Origin of the sequence: Arthrobacter sp. Helios (assembly GCF_023167125.1) — a bacterium.
GTDB classification, from domain to species: domain Bacteria; phylum Actinomycetota; class Actinomycetes; order Actinomycetales; family Micrococcaceae; genus Arthrobacter_B; species Arthrobacter_B luteolus.
Map to the genome: position 1 here is coordinate 2516107 of NZ_CP095402.1, position 14960 is coordinate 2531066.

At 66.5% G+C, this 14960-nt stretch carries 14 protein-coding genes and 1 riboswitch; of the genes, 7 read left to right on the forward strand and 7 right to left on the reverse strand.

The annotated features are described in order from the left end of the window. Window positions 1–66: 66 nt before the first annotated feature. From paaC to paaA, 3 genes are read right to left on the reverse strand one after another with little or no spacing between them, the layout of a single operon-like run. Window positions 67–885, reverse strand: a complete 819-nt coding sequence (gene paaC, locus ArtHe_RS11365) for a 1,2-phenylacetyl-CoA epoxidase subunit PaaC (RefSeq protein WP_248316939.1) — start codon at window positions 883–885, stop codon at window positions 67–69. Then, on the reverse strand, window positions 882–1244 hold the full coding sequence (gene paaB, locus ArtHe_RS11370; RefSeq protein ID WP_066296336.1) for a 1,2-phenylacetyl-CoA epoxidase subunit PaaB: 363 nt from the start codon (window positions 1242–1244) through the stop codon (window positions 882–884). Before paaB ends, paaC begins: the two co-directional genes overlap by 4 nt. Window positions 1245–1246: 2 nt before the next feature. Further along, window positions 1247–2242 (reverse strand): 1,2-phenylacetyl-CoA epoxidase subunit PaaA, encoded by a 996-nt coding sequence (gene paaA / locus ArtHe_RS11375; RefSeq protein ID WP_248316940.1) that lies wholly within the window; start codon window positions 2240–2242, stop codon window positions 1247–1249. Window positions 2243–2472: 230 nt separating this feature from the next. Here paaA and ArtHe_RS11380 point away from each other — a divergent pair, with 230 nt between their 5' ends. Together ArtHe_RS11380 and ArtHe_RS11385 are read left to right on the forward strand one after the other, a co-directional pair. Beyond that, entirely contained in the window at window positions 2473–3030 is a 558-nt protein-coding gene (locus tag ArtHe_RS11380; RefSeq protein ID WP_066296340.1) for a hypothetical protein, read from the forward strand. A 68-nt stretch (window positions 3031–3098) separates the two neighbouring features. Further along, entirely contained in the window at window positions 3099–5282 is a 2184-nt protein-coding gene (locus ArtHe_RS11385) for a S9 family peptidase (RefSeq protein WP_248316941.1), read from the forward strand. A gap of 37 nt (window positions 5283–5319) precedes the next feature. Here the strand turns inward: ArtHe_RS11385 and ArtHe_RS11390 are convergent, their stop codons facing one another. Then, a complete protein-coding gene (locus ArtHe_RS11390; RefSeq protein ID WP_248316942.1) occupies window positions 5320–6108 on the reverse strand; it encodes a VTT domain-containing protein in 789 nt (262 codons plus the stop codon). 140 nt (window positions 6109–6248) lie between these two features. Between ArtHe_RS11390 and ArtHe_RS11395 the strand changes: the two genes are divergently transcribed. From ArtHe_RS11395 to ArtHe_RS11405, 3 genes are all read left to right on the forward strand, one after another. Beyond that, entirely contained in the window at window positions 6249–6725 is a 477-nt protein-coding gene (locus tag ArtHe_RS11395; RefSeq protein WP_248316943.1) for a hotdog fold thioesterase, read from the forward strand. A 124-nt stretch (window positions 6726–6849) separates the two neighbouring features. Next, complete coding sequence (gene paaK, locus ArtHe_RS11400; protein ID WP_066296348.1) at window positions 6850–8193, forward strand: phenylacetate--CoA ligase PaaK; 1344 nt, start codon at window positions 6850–6852, stop codon at window positions 8191–8193. Between the two features lie 60 nt (window positions 8194–8253). Then, on the forward strand, window positions 8254–8889 hold the full coding sequence (locus ArtHe_RS11405) for a TetR/AcrR family transcriptional regulator (protein ID WP_248316944.1): 636 nt from the start codon (window positions 8254–8256) through the stop codon (window positions 8887–8889). A 103-nt stretch (window positions 8890–8992) separates the two neighbouring features. On the opposite strand, the gene paaZ is transcribed toward ArtHe_RS11405, so the two are convergent. Further along, window positions 8993–11086, reverse strand: a complete 2094-nt coding sequence (paaZ, locus tag ArtHe_RS11410; protein ID WP_248316945.1) for a phenylacetic acid degradation bifunctional protein PaaZ — start codon at window positions 11084–11086, stop codon at window positions 8993–8995. A gap of 264 nt (window positions 11087–11350) precedes the next feature. Between paaZ and ArtHe_RS11415 the strand changes: the two genes are divergently transcribed. Next, window positions 11351–12373, forward strand: coding sequence for an SGNH/GDSL hydrolase family protein (locus ArtHe_RS11415; protein WP_248316946.1), 1023 nt, complete (start codon window positions 11351–11353; stop codon window positions 12371–12373). Window positions 12374–12485: 112 nt separating this feature from the next. On the opposite strand, the gene ArtHe_RS11420 is transcribed toward ArtHe_RS11415, so the two are convergent. Beyond that, window positions 12486–13532, reverse strand: coding sequence for an NAD(P)-dependent alcohol dehydrogenase (locus tag ArtHe_RS11420; protein WP_248316947.1), 1047 nt, complete (start codon window positions 13530–13532; stop codon window positions 12486–12488). A 130-nt stretch (window positions 13533–13662) separates the two neighbouring features. Beyond that, window positions 13663–13800, forward strand: a riboswitch (SAM riboswitch). Between the two features lie 17 nt (window positions 13801–13817). On the opposite strand from ArtHe_RS11420, the gene ArtHe_RS11425 reads away from it, so the two are divergent. Beyond that, window positions 13818–14201, forward strand: coding sequence for a hypothetical protein (locus ArtHe_RS11425; protein ID WP_248316948.1), 384 nt, complete (start codon window positions 13818–13820; stop codon window positions 14199–14201). Between the two features lie 5 nt (window positions 14202–14206). On the opposite strand, the gene ArtHe_RS11430 is transcribed toward ArtHe_RS11425, so the two are convergent. Next, window positions 14207–14944: a tyrosine-protein phosphatase gene (locus ArtHe_RS11430; RefSeq protein WP_248316949.1), complete on the reverse strand. Its 738-nt coding sequence runs from the start codon at window positions 14942–14944 to the stop codon at window positions 14207–14209. Between the last annotated feature and the right edge of the window lie 16 nt (window positions 14945–14960).

A 14960-nucleotide genomic window follows, 5' to 3' on the forward strand; every position in this document is an offset into this window, starting at 1 on the left:
TGCCCGCTGTGTGTCCGGCAGGTGCCCCTGCCGCGTTCCTGGCCGTGTCTGTCTCGTTCATGACTGCTACCAGGAGGCGCCGGGATGTTCGCGGGCCAGGACCTGCATTTCTGCCAGGAGGGGGCCGAGGTATTCGCTGTGCAGTCCCTGGCGCCCGCCGCCGGGAGCGGGCTGGACCTCGGGGACCTGGAGCTCTGCCTCGGCCAGCACTGCGCCGATCTTCGCATCGAAGGCCTCCCGCAGGCTGGAGGGCAGGACGGCGGTTCCGTCCAGGGAGCGGACCAGGTCATCGTCTTCAAACAGTTCACCGACGTACGGCCAGACCAGTTCCAGGGCGCGGATCATGCGGGTCCGGGACTCTTCGGTGCCCAGGCCCAGGCGGAGAACCCACTGGGCGCTGTGATCCCGGTGGTAATCCACTTCCTTGACGGCCTTGGCCGCGATGGCAGCGAGCGTCTCATCCTTGGAGGCGAGCAGCGCCGTGTAAAGCTCGAACTGGTAGAACGAAACCACCAGCTGCCGTGCGATGGTCCTGGCGAAGTCGCCGTTTTCCTGCTCCACGATGTGGGCCGAACGGTACTCGCCCTCACCGCGCCAGTAAGCCAGGTCATCTTCGGACTTGCCCCACGCGGTGCCCGCGTAGGTCAGGAAGGACCGGGCGTGGCCGATCAGGTCCAGGGCGATGTTGGAGAGGGCAATGTCCTCTTCCAGCTCGGGAGCACGGGAGATCCACCAGCCCAGGCGCTGGGCCAGGACCAGGGAGTCATCGCCCAGGCGGAGCGCGTATTCGGCAGTGTCAACGGGTGCCTTGGCATCCGATGCGGCGATATCCTCCGGGCGGAGGGCATTTCCCGGGGTGATGCGGGTGGCGCTGTCCGAGCTCACAGGTGCTTCACCCCTTCCGATTTACGGTAGTACGTGGCGTGCCGGTAGTCCTTGCCCTGGGGGGATTCAAAGAACTGGCCCTTGGCATCCGGATCGCTGGAGATGATGGCTTCAGCGGGGACAACCCAGAGCGAAACGCCTTCGTTGCGCCGGGTGTAGAGGTCACGGGCATTGCGGACGGCCATGTCGGCGTCCGGTGCGTGCAGCGAACCGGCGTGGACATGGGAAAGCCCGCGTGAGGAGCGGACAAAAACTTCCCAGAGCGGCCAGGCCGCGTTGACGCCTGTTCCGGGCTGTGCGGAAGAATCCGTGCCTACCGGCTTGGCGCCGTCGTCACCCGTTGTGGAACCGGAAACCATGCTTATGCCACCTCAGTCTTCCGTGCCTGTTTTGCGGCGTAGGCTGCCGCTGCTTCGCGCACCCAGGCGCCGTTCTCGTGTGCTTCGCGGCGCCGTGCCAGGCGCTGGGCGTTGCACGGCCCGCGGCCCGCGAGGACCTCCTTGAATTCGTGCCAGTCAAGGGGGCCGTATTCCCATTTGCCGGTTTCGTCGTTGAACCGGATCTGGTCATCGGGGAGGGTGAGGCCCAGGACCTTGACCTGTTCAACGATCATGCCGACAAAGCGCTGGCGCAGCTCATCATTGGAGAAGCGCTTGATGTTCCACTTCATGGACTGCTGGGAGTTCGGCGAGTTGTCATCCGGCGGGCCGAACATCATCAGGGACGGGGCGTACCAGCGGTTGATTGCGTCCTGCGCCATCTGCTTCTGCGCCTCGGTGCCGTTGGCCAGTTCGAGCAGGATTTCGAACCCCTGCCGCTGGTGGAAGGATTCCTCCTTGCAGACCCGCACCATGGCCCGGCCGTAGGGTCCGTACGAGGCGCGGCACAGCGGCACCTGGTTGCAGATGGCAGCGCCGTCAACCAGCCAGCCGATCGCACCCATGTCAGCCCAGCTGCGGGTCGGGTAATTGAAGATGCTGGAGTAGCGCGCTTTGCCCGCAATCAGATCTTCGGTCATCTTCTCGCGCGGGGTGCCCAGGGTCTCTGCAGCGGAGTACAGGTAGAGTCCGTGCCCGGCTTCGTCCTGCACCTTGGCCATAAGGATGGCCTTGCGCTTAAGCGACGGGGCCCGGGTAATCCAGTTGGCTTCCGGCTGCATTCCGACAATCTCGGAGTGCGCGTGCTGGGAGATCTGGCGGACCAGGGTTTTCCGGTAGCCCTCCGGCATCCAGTCCCGCGGTTCAATCCGTGAATCCTCAGCGATGATCGCGTCGAACGCAGCCTGCCCGGCCTGATCCTCGGCACTGTAGGCCGGGACGGCGTGCAGGTCGCGCTGTGCGTCGGTCTGCGTAGCCATATAAGTCACCTCATTGTTTTCCACGTGGCCGCGGTCCGGACCGCGGAAGTACCCCGGCCAATAATTACCGACCGTTCGTTCAGGATATGCGTGTGAGCGACGGCACGTCAAGACGGCACACCCACCCTGCCGGAACCGCAGCAGGAAAGGCGCCAGCGGCAGGCACGTCCATGGATGCCCCCGGCAACGGCTACCTTAGGAAGGTCACCAATAGAGGCGGGAGGAGCACCATGGCGTACAGCGGACAGTCGGAGCGCACCAGGCTCAAGGCCCGTCTCAAGGAACGTGCCGCTCCTGCCCTGACGGCCCATCTGCTGGTTCCTGCCCTCCTGGGCCTGCTGGGATTCTGCGCCGTTGCCGCCGCGGTGGCTTCCACCAACGGGGTCCTGGGCATTACCGTCACAGGATCCGCCGTCGTCGCCACCCTGCTGCTGGCCGCGGGAGCTGCACCCTATTACGTTCCGGTCCTGCTGGCAGGACAGTGGCAAAAGCCTTTGGGCGTCCTGGCCGCCGTAACAGTTTTCCACCTGCTGCTGTTCGCGACCGTCGGCCGGTCGGTCCTGCTGACGGTACAGGCAGTGCCGGTGGCACTGGCCGGAGGCGGCCTGCTGCTGGCAACCTCACTGTGGTCCCAGTTCCGCCATGGTCCCGCTCCGGAACCCGTCATTGGACCTGCACCGGAATCCGACTCCAGGCCCTTCACACACACCCTGGTGATGGTTGCCGTGAACTGGGTGTTCTTCGCGGCCGCGGGAATGTTCAGTGGCTGGTTCCTGCTCGGCCGCTGAGCCTTCGCCTGCGGCATAACCACCCCGGTCCGCCTTCCGCTGCGGGCAGGGCTGGATATATTCGGAGGATGACTACAACGCAGCCTCCCGTCGCCAAGAAGGTACCCACCGAGCGGATCCACCACGGCCATACGTTCATCGACGACTACGAATGGCTGCGGGAGAAGGAAAACCCCGAGGTAGTCGAGCACCTCAACGCCGAAAACGCGTATACCGCGGCAGTCACCAAGGACCAGGAAGAACTGCGCCGGCAGATCTTCGAGGAAATCAAGGCGCGGACCGTGGAAACCGATTTGTCCGTCCCTGCCCGCAAGCGCGGCTGGTGGTACTACACCCGCACCGAAGAGGGCCAGCAGTACGCGATCCACTGCCGGACCGCAGCACAGGACACCGGGGACCTGCACGCCGACTGGACGCCGCCCGTCGTCGAGCCCGGAGTGCCGGTGCCCGGCGAGCAGGTCCTGATCGACGGCAACGCCGAGGCCGAAGGCAAACCCTTTTTCTCCCTCGGCGGCCTGGCGGTGACGGAAGACGGTCATCTCCTCGCCTACTCCGAAGACAACGCCGGGGACGAGCGGTTCACGCTCCGCATCAAGGATCTGCGGACCGGCGAACTGCTGCCCGACGTCGTCAGCAACGTTTTCTATTCCCTGGCCTTCTCCCCCGACGGCACCCGGGTTTTCTACACCGTGGTGGATGACTCGTGGCGCCCTTACCAGGTCAAGGCCCACACCCTGGGCACCCCGGTGGAGGACGACGTCGTGATTTACCAGGAAGACGACGTCGCCATGTGGACCGGATTCGACCTCTCCGCCGACCGGAGGCAGTTGCTGATCGGCATCAGCACCTCTGAATACAGCGAGTACCGGGTGCTGGACTTCGACGATCCCACCGGCACCGTCCACACCCTCATCCCCCGCAGCGAAGGCATCCTCTACGAGGCAGAGCCGTTCACCCGGGACGGAGTGCGCCAGTACCTGATCACGCACAACCGGGACGCGCTGAACTCGATGGTCTCCCTGGTTGCCGGCACCGAGTTCGCCAAGCCGCTTGCCGAGCAGGACTGGCACACGGTTGTGGCGCACGACGACGCCGTCCGGGTCAACGGGGCATCGGTCACCCGCACGCACGTCCTCGTTTCGGTCCGCAAGGACACCACCGAGCGGGTGCAGATCCTGCCCATGGAAGGTCTCGGCACCCCTGCCCAGGCCAGCCCCACCGAGCCGGCCTTTGACGAAGAGCTGTACACCGCGGGCCTGACCAACGCGGAATACGACTCCCCGATCATCCGGCTGAGCTACACCTCCTACCTCACGCCGCCGCGGGTCTACGACTACGTCCTCGCCACCGGCGAACTGGAGCTGCGCAAGGAAACGCCGGTCCGCGGCGGCTATGACCGGGCGGACTACGTGGCGGAACGGGACTGGGCGACGGCGCCGGACGGCACCAGGATTCCACTCTCCGTGCTGCGCCGCGCGGAGATCGCCCGGGACGGCTCCAACCCGGCACTGGTCTATGCCTACGGCAGCTACGAAATCTCCATGGATCCGGCCTTTAACATTGCCCGGCTGTCGCTGCTGGACCGCGGAGTCATCTTCGTCGTCGCACATATCCGCGGCGGCGGTGAAATGGGCCGGGCCTGGTACGACCAGGGCAAGAAACTCCACAAGAAGAACAGCTTCACCGACTTCGTCGCGGCCACGCAACACGTTGCGGCCTCCGGCTGGGTTGACCCGGCCCGGATCGCGGCTATGGGCGGCTCCGCCGGCGGACTGCTGATGGGCGCCGTCGCGAATCTGGCCCCGGAGAAGTACAAGGCGATCGTGGCGCAGGTCCCGTTCGTGGACGCCCTGACCTCCATCCTTGATCCGGACCTGCCGCTTTCGGCACTGGAATGGGAGGAATGGGGCAACCCGATCACCGATCCGGAGGTGTACCGCTACATGAGCGAATACACCCCGTACGAGAACATCCGTGCCGAGGATTACCCGCGCATCGCGGCGGTCACCAGTTTCAACGACACCCGCGTGCTGTACGTCGAACCGGCCAAATGGGTCGCGAAACTCCGCGAAGTCACCACCGGATCCGAACCGATCGTGCTGAAGATCGAGATGGAGGGCGGCCACGGCGGAGCGTCCGGACGTTACGAGGCCTGGAAGGACCGGGCCTGGGACTACGCCTTTGTCCTGGATGCCCTGGGCGCGCGATCGCTCCTGCCGAGCGCCGGCTCACCGGTTCCGGCCGGAAAATAATCCGCCTCCGGACGGCGGCAGCGGGGACCGGCAACTCTCAGTCCGCGCTGCCCGCCTCCGGTGCGGGCGGCCGCCGCTGCGGGCGGGGCTGCCCCGGCGGGGTGGGACCCGGTTTCGGACTCCGGCGGGAACGGCCCGACCGCCGTCCCTGCCGCAGCAGGCCTACGGCAATCGGAATCACCGTCAGGATCACCACGCCGACGAAGATCAGGTCGAGATTGTCCCGCACAAAGGGCACCCGGTCCCCGAGCAGGAAGCCGAGCAGGGTAACGCTCAGGGCCCAGACGCCGGCGCCGATGGCGTTGTAGGCGATGAACGTCGCATAATGCATCCGCCCAACTCCGGCCACCACGGGGGTGAAGGTCCGGATGATCGGAATGAACCGGGCCAGGACCACCGCCTTGCCGCCGTGCCGGGCGAAGAATGATTCCGCGCGGGTGACATTTTCCTGCCGGAACAGACGCGAATCCGGCCGGTTGAAGACCACCGGCCCGGCCTTGCGTCCGATGAAATAGCCAAGCTGGTCACCGGCAAAGGCGCAGAGGGCGATCAACAGGATCAGCAGCCAGATGTTTATCTGGATCGCGCCGGTTGCCACCAGGAGCCCGGCAGTGAAAAGCAGGGAATCGCCCGGGAGGAAGAACCCCACCAGCAGTCCCGTTTCCACAAACACGATTCCGCAGACCAGCAGGACCACCCAGGGGCCGATTGCCGGGTCTGCGAGAAACACCTGCGGATCCAGCCATTCCGGCAGCAGCGAGGACATGGCTGGCTGCAGCGCACCCGGCGCCGCCTTGGCGAACATCACGTTCACAGGGTAAGCCATGCCCCATCAAGCCGTCTGGGAGCACCGCAGGCCATCGGATTTCCCGGGTCACACAGCCTGCTCAAACTGCGCCAAATTTGACAGTGACAGCGCTCACAGGATTACCTAATGAACATTCGGTAAAGAAAAGTGAGGGCCCCATGGCTGACTACGGTGTCACCGCCCCGGCACGCGAACTGCGTCCGGCCCACCCCATCCTCGAAAACGATGCCACGTCCGAGTGGCTGGGCATCGACGTCGTCCGGCTGGGCGACGGCGAGGCTGTCATCACCATGGAGCTGAGGCCGGAGATGCTCAACGGCTTCGCCATCGCCCACGGCGGTATGGTCTTCGCCTTTGCAGACACGGCCTTCGCGTTGGCCTGCAATCCTTCCACCGCGCAATCCACCGCTGAGATGGACACCATCACGGTGGCATCCGGCGCGGATATCAACTTCATTTCTTCGGCCCGGGCGGGCGAGAAGCTCCGGGCGGATGCCGTCCGCCGCGCAGGCGCCGGCCGAAGCGGTGTCTATGACATCGCCGTCACCGCTGAGGCCCCGGACGGCAGCAGCCGGGTCATCGCGGAATTCCGCGGCCGCTCGCGCACCATCCCGAATCCTGCCCGCCGGGCCTAGCCCGTCTCCGGACTGCCTGCCGGTGCTGGCGAGGCCAGGGCAGGCAGAAAGACCAGAACACTTCCCCTTCCGCCGCATAACCTGCAGAATCAGCCCCACCCCCTCCCCACGAAGGTTCCAGCGCATGAATACCGTTTCCACTGTCAAGGCCACCGCAGCCGACCCCGCCACCCTCGATCCCGAGGAGCTGATGAGCCGGGCGGAAATCGAAGCCCTCCAGCTGACCCGGCTGCAGGAAACGGTGCGCTATGCGTATGAACGGGTTCCGCTGTACACGAAGAAGTTCGACGACGCCGGGGTCCACCCGGACGATCTCAAGGAACTGGCGGACCTGGCCAAGTTCCCGTACACCACCAAGGAAGACCTGCGGCAGAGCTACCCCTTCGGTATGTTCGCCGTCCCCATGGAGCAGGTGGCCCGGATCCACGCGTCCTCCGGCACGACCGGGCGTCCGACGGTGGTTGGCTACACCAAGGGTGATCTGGACCGCTGGGGCACCCTGGTGGCCCGCTCCCTGCGCGCCTCCGGAGTCAAGTCCAGCTACAAAGTGCACAACGCCTACGGCTACGGACTGTTCACCGGCGGGCTGGGCGCACATTTCGGTGCCGAGAAGCTGGGCTGCACCGTGATTCCCATGTCCGGCGGCCAGACCGAGCGGCAGATCCAGATGATCCAGGACTTCGAGCCGGATACCATCCTCTGCACCCCGACCTACCTGCTGACCATTGCCGATGCCATGAAGAAGGCCGGCATCGATCCCCGGTCCACGTCGCTGAAGAACGCCGTGCTGGGTGCCGAACCCTGGACCGAGGAAATGCGCCACGAACTCGAAGTCCTGCTGGACATCGACGCTTGCGACATCTACGGCCTGTCCGAGGTTATGGGCCCGGGGGTGGCCGGCGAATGCGTCGAGACCAAGGACGGCGCACACATCTGGGAGGACCACTTCCGCCCTGAGATCATCGATCCGTTTGATGACACCCGGGTCCTGGCAGACGGGGAGCACGGCGAGCTGGTCTTCACCTCGCTTACCAAGGAAGCCCTGCCGATCATCCGCTACCGCACGCACGACCTCACCCGCCTGCTGCCGGGCACTGCCCGTCCGGGCATGCGGCGGATGGGCCGGATCACCGGACGCAACGATGACATGATCATCCTGCGCGGCGTGAACCTGTTCCCCAGCCAGATCGAGGAAATCGCCCTGCGCATTCCCGCTCTGAGCCCGCATTTCCAGCTGGAAATCACCCGCCCGGACCGTATGGACGAGCTCACGGTCAAGATCGAGCGCCGGGCGGAATCCGGTTCGGAGGACTGCGTCCGCGCCGCAGCCGAACTCAAGGCCCAGATTAAGATCCATGTTGGGTCCTCCTGCACCATCAATGTGGTGGAGCCGGGTTCACTGGCCAGGTCCAGCGGCAAGCTGCGCCGGATCTACGACCTACGCAAAAAGACGGAAACCCAGGCCTAGCCCCGCTTTCGGTTGGCCGGCCTGGTCCGGCCAACCGAACGTTCATGGGAAAATATCCAGATGCCTAAGACTCCGACTTCCCCTGCGTCCCCGCCCGCGTCCGCCAACGGCACCCGCCGGGGCCGGCCGGGCTATGACCAGCAGACCGTGCTGAACATCGCCGTCGACGTCTTTAACCGCCACGGCTACGAGGCAACTTCCATGGGCATCCTGGCGGAGAACCTCGGCATCACGAAGTCCGCCATCTACCACCATGTTCCCTCCAAGGGGGATCTGCTCCGCCTGGCCTTGGAGAACGCCTTGGGCGGGCTGGAGGGCGTCCTGGACGATCCCCGGGCCTCCACCGGGCCCGCCGATGCCCGGCTGGAATTTGTTCTGCGTGGAACCATCCGGGTCCTGACCGACCGCCTGCCGTTCGTGACCCTGCTGCTGCGCCTGCGCGGCAACACCGAGATTGAGCGGGATGCCCTGGCGCGGCGCCGCGAATTCGACCACCGGGTGGCCCAGCTGGTCGACGCCGCCCGTTCCGAGGGTTCGCTGCGCGGGGACATCGACCCGCGCACCACCACCCGGCTGCTCTTTGGCACCATCAACTCCATTGTTGAGTGGTACAAACCCGGAGGGCCCATCGGTGCGGACAAACTCGCCGATGACGTTATTTCCATGGTGTTCGACGGCCTCCACAAAAAGCCCTGAGTTCTCCCGCCTGCTGACGGGTTCCCCGCTGGACCTTTTAGTGTCCTGGACACAGTAAAGCCCGCCTGGATTTCCAGGCGGGTTTTACTGTGTCATTAGCGGACTAGGCGCGTTCCTTCTCCACCAGGGTCAGGACGTCGTAGGTCGCCACGATCTCGTCGTTCTGGTTGTGCAGGACGGCGTCCCACGCCACCTCGCCGTACTCGTCCGTCTCCCGCGGGGTGATGCGCTTGGCGGTGAGGGTGACCCGAATGGAATCGCCCGCGGCCACCGGAGTGATGAAACGCAGGTTCTCCAGGCCGTAGTTGGCCAGCACAGGTCCCGGAGCGGGTTCGACGAACAACCCGGCACCCCAGGACAGCAGCAGGTAGCCGTGCGCCACGATGCCCGGGAAAAACGGGTTCGCCTCGGCGGCTTCCTGGTTGGTGTGGGCGTAGAAGGTGTCACCGGTGCTGTTCGCGAAGGCGGTGATGTCCTCGAGCGTGACCTCGCGCAGTTCCGAGGCCATGGCGTCGCCGATCTTCAGCGCGGCCAGGTCCTTGCGGAACGGGTGGGTCGCGTCGAAGTTCCGGTCCGCTCCGGTGTGCCAGACGCCGGTGACGGCGGTCAGCATGTTCGGTGAACCCTGGATGGCGGTGCGCTGCATGTGGTGCTTGACGGCACGGATGCCGCCCAGTTCCTCGCCGCCGCCGGCACGCCCGGGGCCGCCGTGGACCAGGTGCGGTACGGGTGAGCCGTGGCCGGTCGAACTGCGGGCGTCCTCGCGGTTGAGCACGTGCACGCGGCCGTGGTGGCCGGCGATGCCGGTAACCAGTTCACGGACGGTCTGCGGGTCATTGCTGCAGACCGTGGCGACCAGCGAGCCGCCGCCACGCGCGGCGAGCCTGACGGCGTCCTGCGTGTCCTCGTAGCCGATCACCGAGGCGACGGGCCCGAAGGCCTCAACGGAGTGCAGCGCCTGTGCCTCGGGGTTTTCCCAAGTCAGAAGGACCGGGGCCATGAATGCACCGTTTTCGGCCACACCCCGGGAGCCGTCGGCGTGCACCGTCTCCGGGGCGTCGAGGCTGCCGTAGGCGATGGCGGCACCGGCGTCGAGCAGTGTCTGCACCGACTCCCGGACGCCGTCGCGCTGCTCGGTGGAGGCCAGGGCACCCATGGTGACTCCCTCGGCGCGCGGGTCGCCCAGGACAACGCGCTCGTCGATGCGTTTGGCGGCGGCAGCAACGACGTCGTTCACCAGAGCCTTCGGTACGATCGCGCGGCGGATGCTGGTGCACTTCTGCCCGGCCTTGACCGTCATTTCGGTGACGAGGGATTTCACGTAGGCATCGAATTCCGGAGTGCCGGGAACGGCGTCGGGGCCGAGGATCGAGGCGTTCAGGGAGTCTGTTTCGCTGGTGAAGCGGAGGCCGCCCTCGATGACGTTGGGGTGGTTCTTCAGTTTGCTGGCCGTCGACGCCGATCCGGTGAAGGAGACCATGTCCCGGTAGTCCAGGTGGTCCAGCAGGTCACGGGCGGACCCGGAGATCAGCTGCAGCGAACCGGCCGGCAGAATGCCGGATTCGATCATCATCCGCACAGCGGCTTCGGTGAGGTAGCCGGTGGGAGTGGCGGGCTTGACGATGGTCGGGACGCCGGCGAGGAAGGCCGGGGCGAACTTCTCCAGCATGCCCCAGACGGGGAAGTTGAAGGCGTTGATCTGTACGGCAACGCCGGGAATGGACGTGTAGATGTGCTCGCCGATGAAGGAGCCATCCTTGGACAGGACCTCGGCGGTGCCGTCGATGACCACGGTGGCGTTGGGCAGTTCACGGCGGCCCTTGGACCCGAAGGTGAACAGCACTCCGATGCCGCCGTCGATGTCCACCAGCGAGTCGATCTTGGTGGCACCGGAGCGTGCGGAGATTTCGTACAGTTCCGGGCGGCGGCCGTTCAGGTACTGCGCCAGTTCCTTCAGCTTCAGCGCCCGCTGGTGGAAGGTGAGGCCGGCCAGGCCGCGGTGGCCTGCGGTGCGCCCGTGCTCGACGGCGGCGGCGGTGTCCAGCCCGTCGGTGCTCACCAGGGCCAGGAGTTCGCCGGTGCTGGCATCCCGGACTTCGGCCGGGTTGGCGGCGGCGAGGCTGCCGCGTTCCGGGGTCCACCATTCGTCCTGGACGAAGCTGGGGACGACTTGCACGTCTATGGCGGTTGAGGTCATCTTTGACGGACCCTTTCGATTCTGGACGTTCGTTGTCCGGCCCGGGGGCGGATCAGCGCGTGGTGTTCCGGTGAAGTGCGCGGATAACTGACCGGACGGTCGGTAATCAATCCAGCCTACATGAGAGTGCGCTGGAGCACACCACCGCGGCCTGCCCTCAATCCGTTTTCTCCTGCCGGGTGGGGTTTCTTCGACTTCGTGTTCCGCGTGCCCCGCCCGGGCGCTAGCTTGGACCGCCTGTTCCCCTGACGAAGGAGTCCTGAGATGCGCCGGAACCGGATGAGCGGCTGGAGCCGGGCGGCATTGCTGCTGGCCGTGGGAAGCGGACTGGTTGCCGGAGGGACCGCTGCCCCGGCTTCGGCTGCAGGACCCGGCTCCGCCCAGGGCCAGAGGCACAACACCGCGCACACCACCGGGCAGCACGCCTGGCACAGCCGCGGGCACGGCGAGGGACCACACCAGCGGTGGCAGCACGGCCGGGACCACCAGCACCGGAGCTGGCACCACGGACGGGACCGCAGTTTCGACTACGCCGCGCTGGGCGACTCCTATGCCGCAGGCTATGGCGGCGGCGCGGTGCGCGATGCGTGCGGCCGGACGGCGGAGGGATATCCAGCACTGCTGGACGGGCTCGACGGCGTCGCCTTGGTGTCGAACCAGTCCTGTGCCGGTGCGACGGCACTCAGCACTCCCCCAGGGCCACCCGAGGGCCCGGTGGACCTGCCGGAACAGATCGAGGCGCTGGCGGCTGGCGGGCTGATCGGACGCGGAACCGATCTTCTCACGGTGACGATTGGCGGCAATGATGTCCGGTTTGGCGCGGTAGTCGCGGCCTGCGCCGGTCCGGAGCTGCCGGCCACCTGCGCCCCGGCACTTGAGGCCGCCCAGGCCTACGCCGAAACCACGCTCGCCGCCCAGCTGCGGGAATCACTGGGCCGCCTGCGTTCGCTGGCACCCCGGGCGGAGATCGTCCTGACCGGCTATCCGCACCTGTTCGAGGAAGGCACGCCCGGGCCGCTCAGCCCGCAGGCCCAGGCCCTCTTCAACGAAGGAACGGATAAGCTCAACGCGGTCCTGGCCGCGCAGCTGGGACGGGGCTCGACCTTTGTGGACGTGGTGGACGAGTTCTCCGGGCACGGAGTGGGATCGCCCGAACCGTGGATCATCTTCGATGGCGGGCCGTTTGACCTCCATCCGAACGCCACCGGCTACCGCGACGGCTATCTGGCCGCGTTCACAGCGGATGTGGAGCTGCCCTCACACGGCGGCTGCCGCGGCAGGAGCTGACGGCGGCCACGTCCTGACCGAGGGTTGCCCGGTCCCAAGCCTGCCTGGCCCCAAAGCACGACGGCGGCGCCCGCCACACGCGGGCACCGCCGTCGTCCTGGGTGCTCCAGAGCTACTTCATGTGCGGAACAACCACGGCGCGCCCGCTGAGCTCGCCTGCCTCCAGCTTCCGGTACGCCTCCAGCGCGTTGTCCATGCTGTAGAGCTCCACCTCGGGCTTGATCTGACCGGCGCGGTACATGGCCACCACTTCGTGCAGGTCCTCAATGGTGCCCCAGTAGGTGTTGGTCGTGGTGGACTCGTACGGGGTGGTGAAGAAGCTCCACTCATACGTCCCGCCGGCGATGCCAACCACAGTGAACCGGGACTGCGGTGCCATCGATGCGGCTGCAGTCTTGATGGTCGGACCCACCCCGACGAAGTCGAACGCAGCATCCACACCGCGTCCGCCGGTGATCTCCCGGATGCGTTCCACCTGGCCCTCGCCGCCGGGAACCACGATGGCGCCGGCAGCTTCGGCCTTCCGCATGGCCTCTTCCTTCATATCGGTGGCAATCACCGTGGCGCCGGTGAGTGCCTTGAGGATCTGCACCGCCATCTGTCCCAGCCCGCCAAGGCCGACGACCAGGGCGTATTTGCCGCCCCCGGCCAGGTTCGGCAGGGAGTTCTTGATGGCGTGGTACGGCGTCAGGGCCGCATCGGAAAGCGGTGCCGCGGCGACAGGATCGGCGTCGCCCAGCGGGACCAGGTTCCGGACCGGAACCACCAGGTATTCGGCCATACCGCCGTCGCGGCCCAGTCCCATGCCCAGGTAGGGCATCTCGGCGGCGTTCTCGCAGTAGGTGTCCTGCCCGCGGGAGCAGGCCTTGCAGTGCCCGCAGCCTACCGGCCCGTAGACCAGGTACGCGCCGCCGACCTCCACGCCGCTGACGCCTTCGCCAAGCTCTTCGATCCAGCCGGAGTTCTCATGGCCCAGGACGAAGGCGGGAGGGATCGAGCCCGGCGAGCCTTCGGCGAAGTCCTTATAGAGCGCGACGTCGGAATGGCAGGCACCGGCGCCCGCCACCTTCAGCAGGACCTCGCCAGGGCCCGGCTTCGGCTTTTCGACCTCCGTCAGGGACGGGAAGGTCTGCCACTTCTCAAATACAACTGCACGCATAATGCCTTCTTCTTTGAATCGGTGCGGCGGAGTTTACCCGCCTCCTCCACCATATATGCTTTTACATCTACTTGGCCCGGCGGGAGCGGGGGTTCCGCCACAGGGGCCGGGTGCGCTACTGTTTGCAGTACTTCACGAGATGCGGCCTCCGCGTTCGGCACCGCCGGGCAAGGAACAGCTCCGACTGGCCTCACACCAACCCCATTGTTCGGCGGGTGGTTCGGATGACGAAGCGGTCTGCGCTAACCGGTGCGGACAAGGACAACTCCCCGAAGGACAAACACTGTGACCTACTCCAGTGACTCCCCCATCAGCAGCATCGCTTCCTCGCGCCCGGCCCAGGTACTTCCGTCCCTGCCGGCCGCAGCACTGGCCGAATACGACGACTGGGTCGAGGTGGAAGTCCACGCCGACCCCGGACTCGACGTTATTGCCCTGGTCATTGACGGCACCCAGCAGCTGATGTGGCACCAGGACACGGCACGGGTGGCGCTGGCTCTGGTGTCCGCCGTCGACACCGCTCAGTGGTGCCCCCGGCACTCAACGCTGCTGGTCCCCGGCGGCTTCAACAGTCCCGCGGGCAGCTCTTTTTTCCACTTAGCCGCTACGGAACGGCTGGCCCTGTGCCGGGAGAACCCGGCTGAGGCCAGGCTCCCCCTTCCGCAGTAGCGGCTTCACCCCAGCAGCCGGGCCCGAAGCCGGTCCAGCGTCAGGCTGTCTGCTCCGGCCCGGAGCAGGAAATCCCGGGCGTCCAGGTTCTCCGCCACGGCCAGCAGCTCCTGCTGCGCGGCTGCGATCCGTTGCGCGAGTTCAGTGTCGTTCAAGGGGCGCTCCCGCGGCTGCGTCTGGCGCCGGTGCCATTCATTGATTCCGGCGGCTGCGGCCGCATAGTCCGCGGCGGCCGCTTCCGGTGCTGCGCCGGCGAGCTGCAGCAGGAGCAGGGCGACCAGGCCCGTGCGGTCCCGCCCGGCGGAACAGTGAATGACAACCCCGCCGGGCGGGGCATCCGCGATGGCCTGGGCGACCGCTGCGAATTTCTCCGGCCACCGGGCAAGGTTCGCAGGATAAAAGCGCGGGGAGTTCATGTACGGTCCGGTGAGTGCGGTGAACTCCGGATCGGCGGTTTCCTGGGTGGGCCGGTTCAGGACGGCGATTCCCTGGACGGCCGACGGCGGCAGCAGCGGGTCGGTGTCCCGCCTGCCGATTTCGGTTTCGTTCCGCAGGTCCACGACGGTGCGGACACCGGCGTCGTAGGCCTGTTGCCAGCCCCGCCCGGTGAGCCACTCGGAGCGCCCCATCCGGAAGAGCCTGCCCGGCAGGATACTGCGGCCGCCGGCCACGGGGATGCCCCCGAGGTCCCGGGCGTTGACGGCGCCCTCCCAGGCCACAGTCCGGTTGCTGGCAGCGTCCATGGCTCCAGCGTAGGCG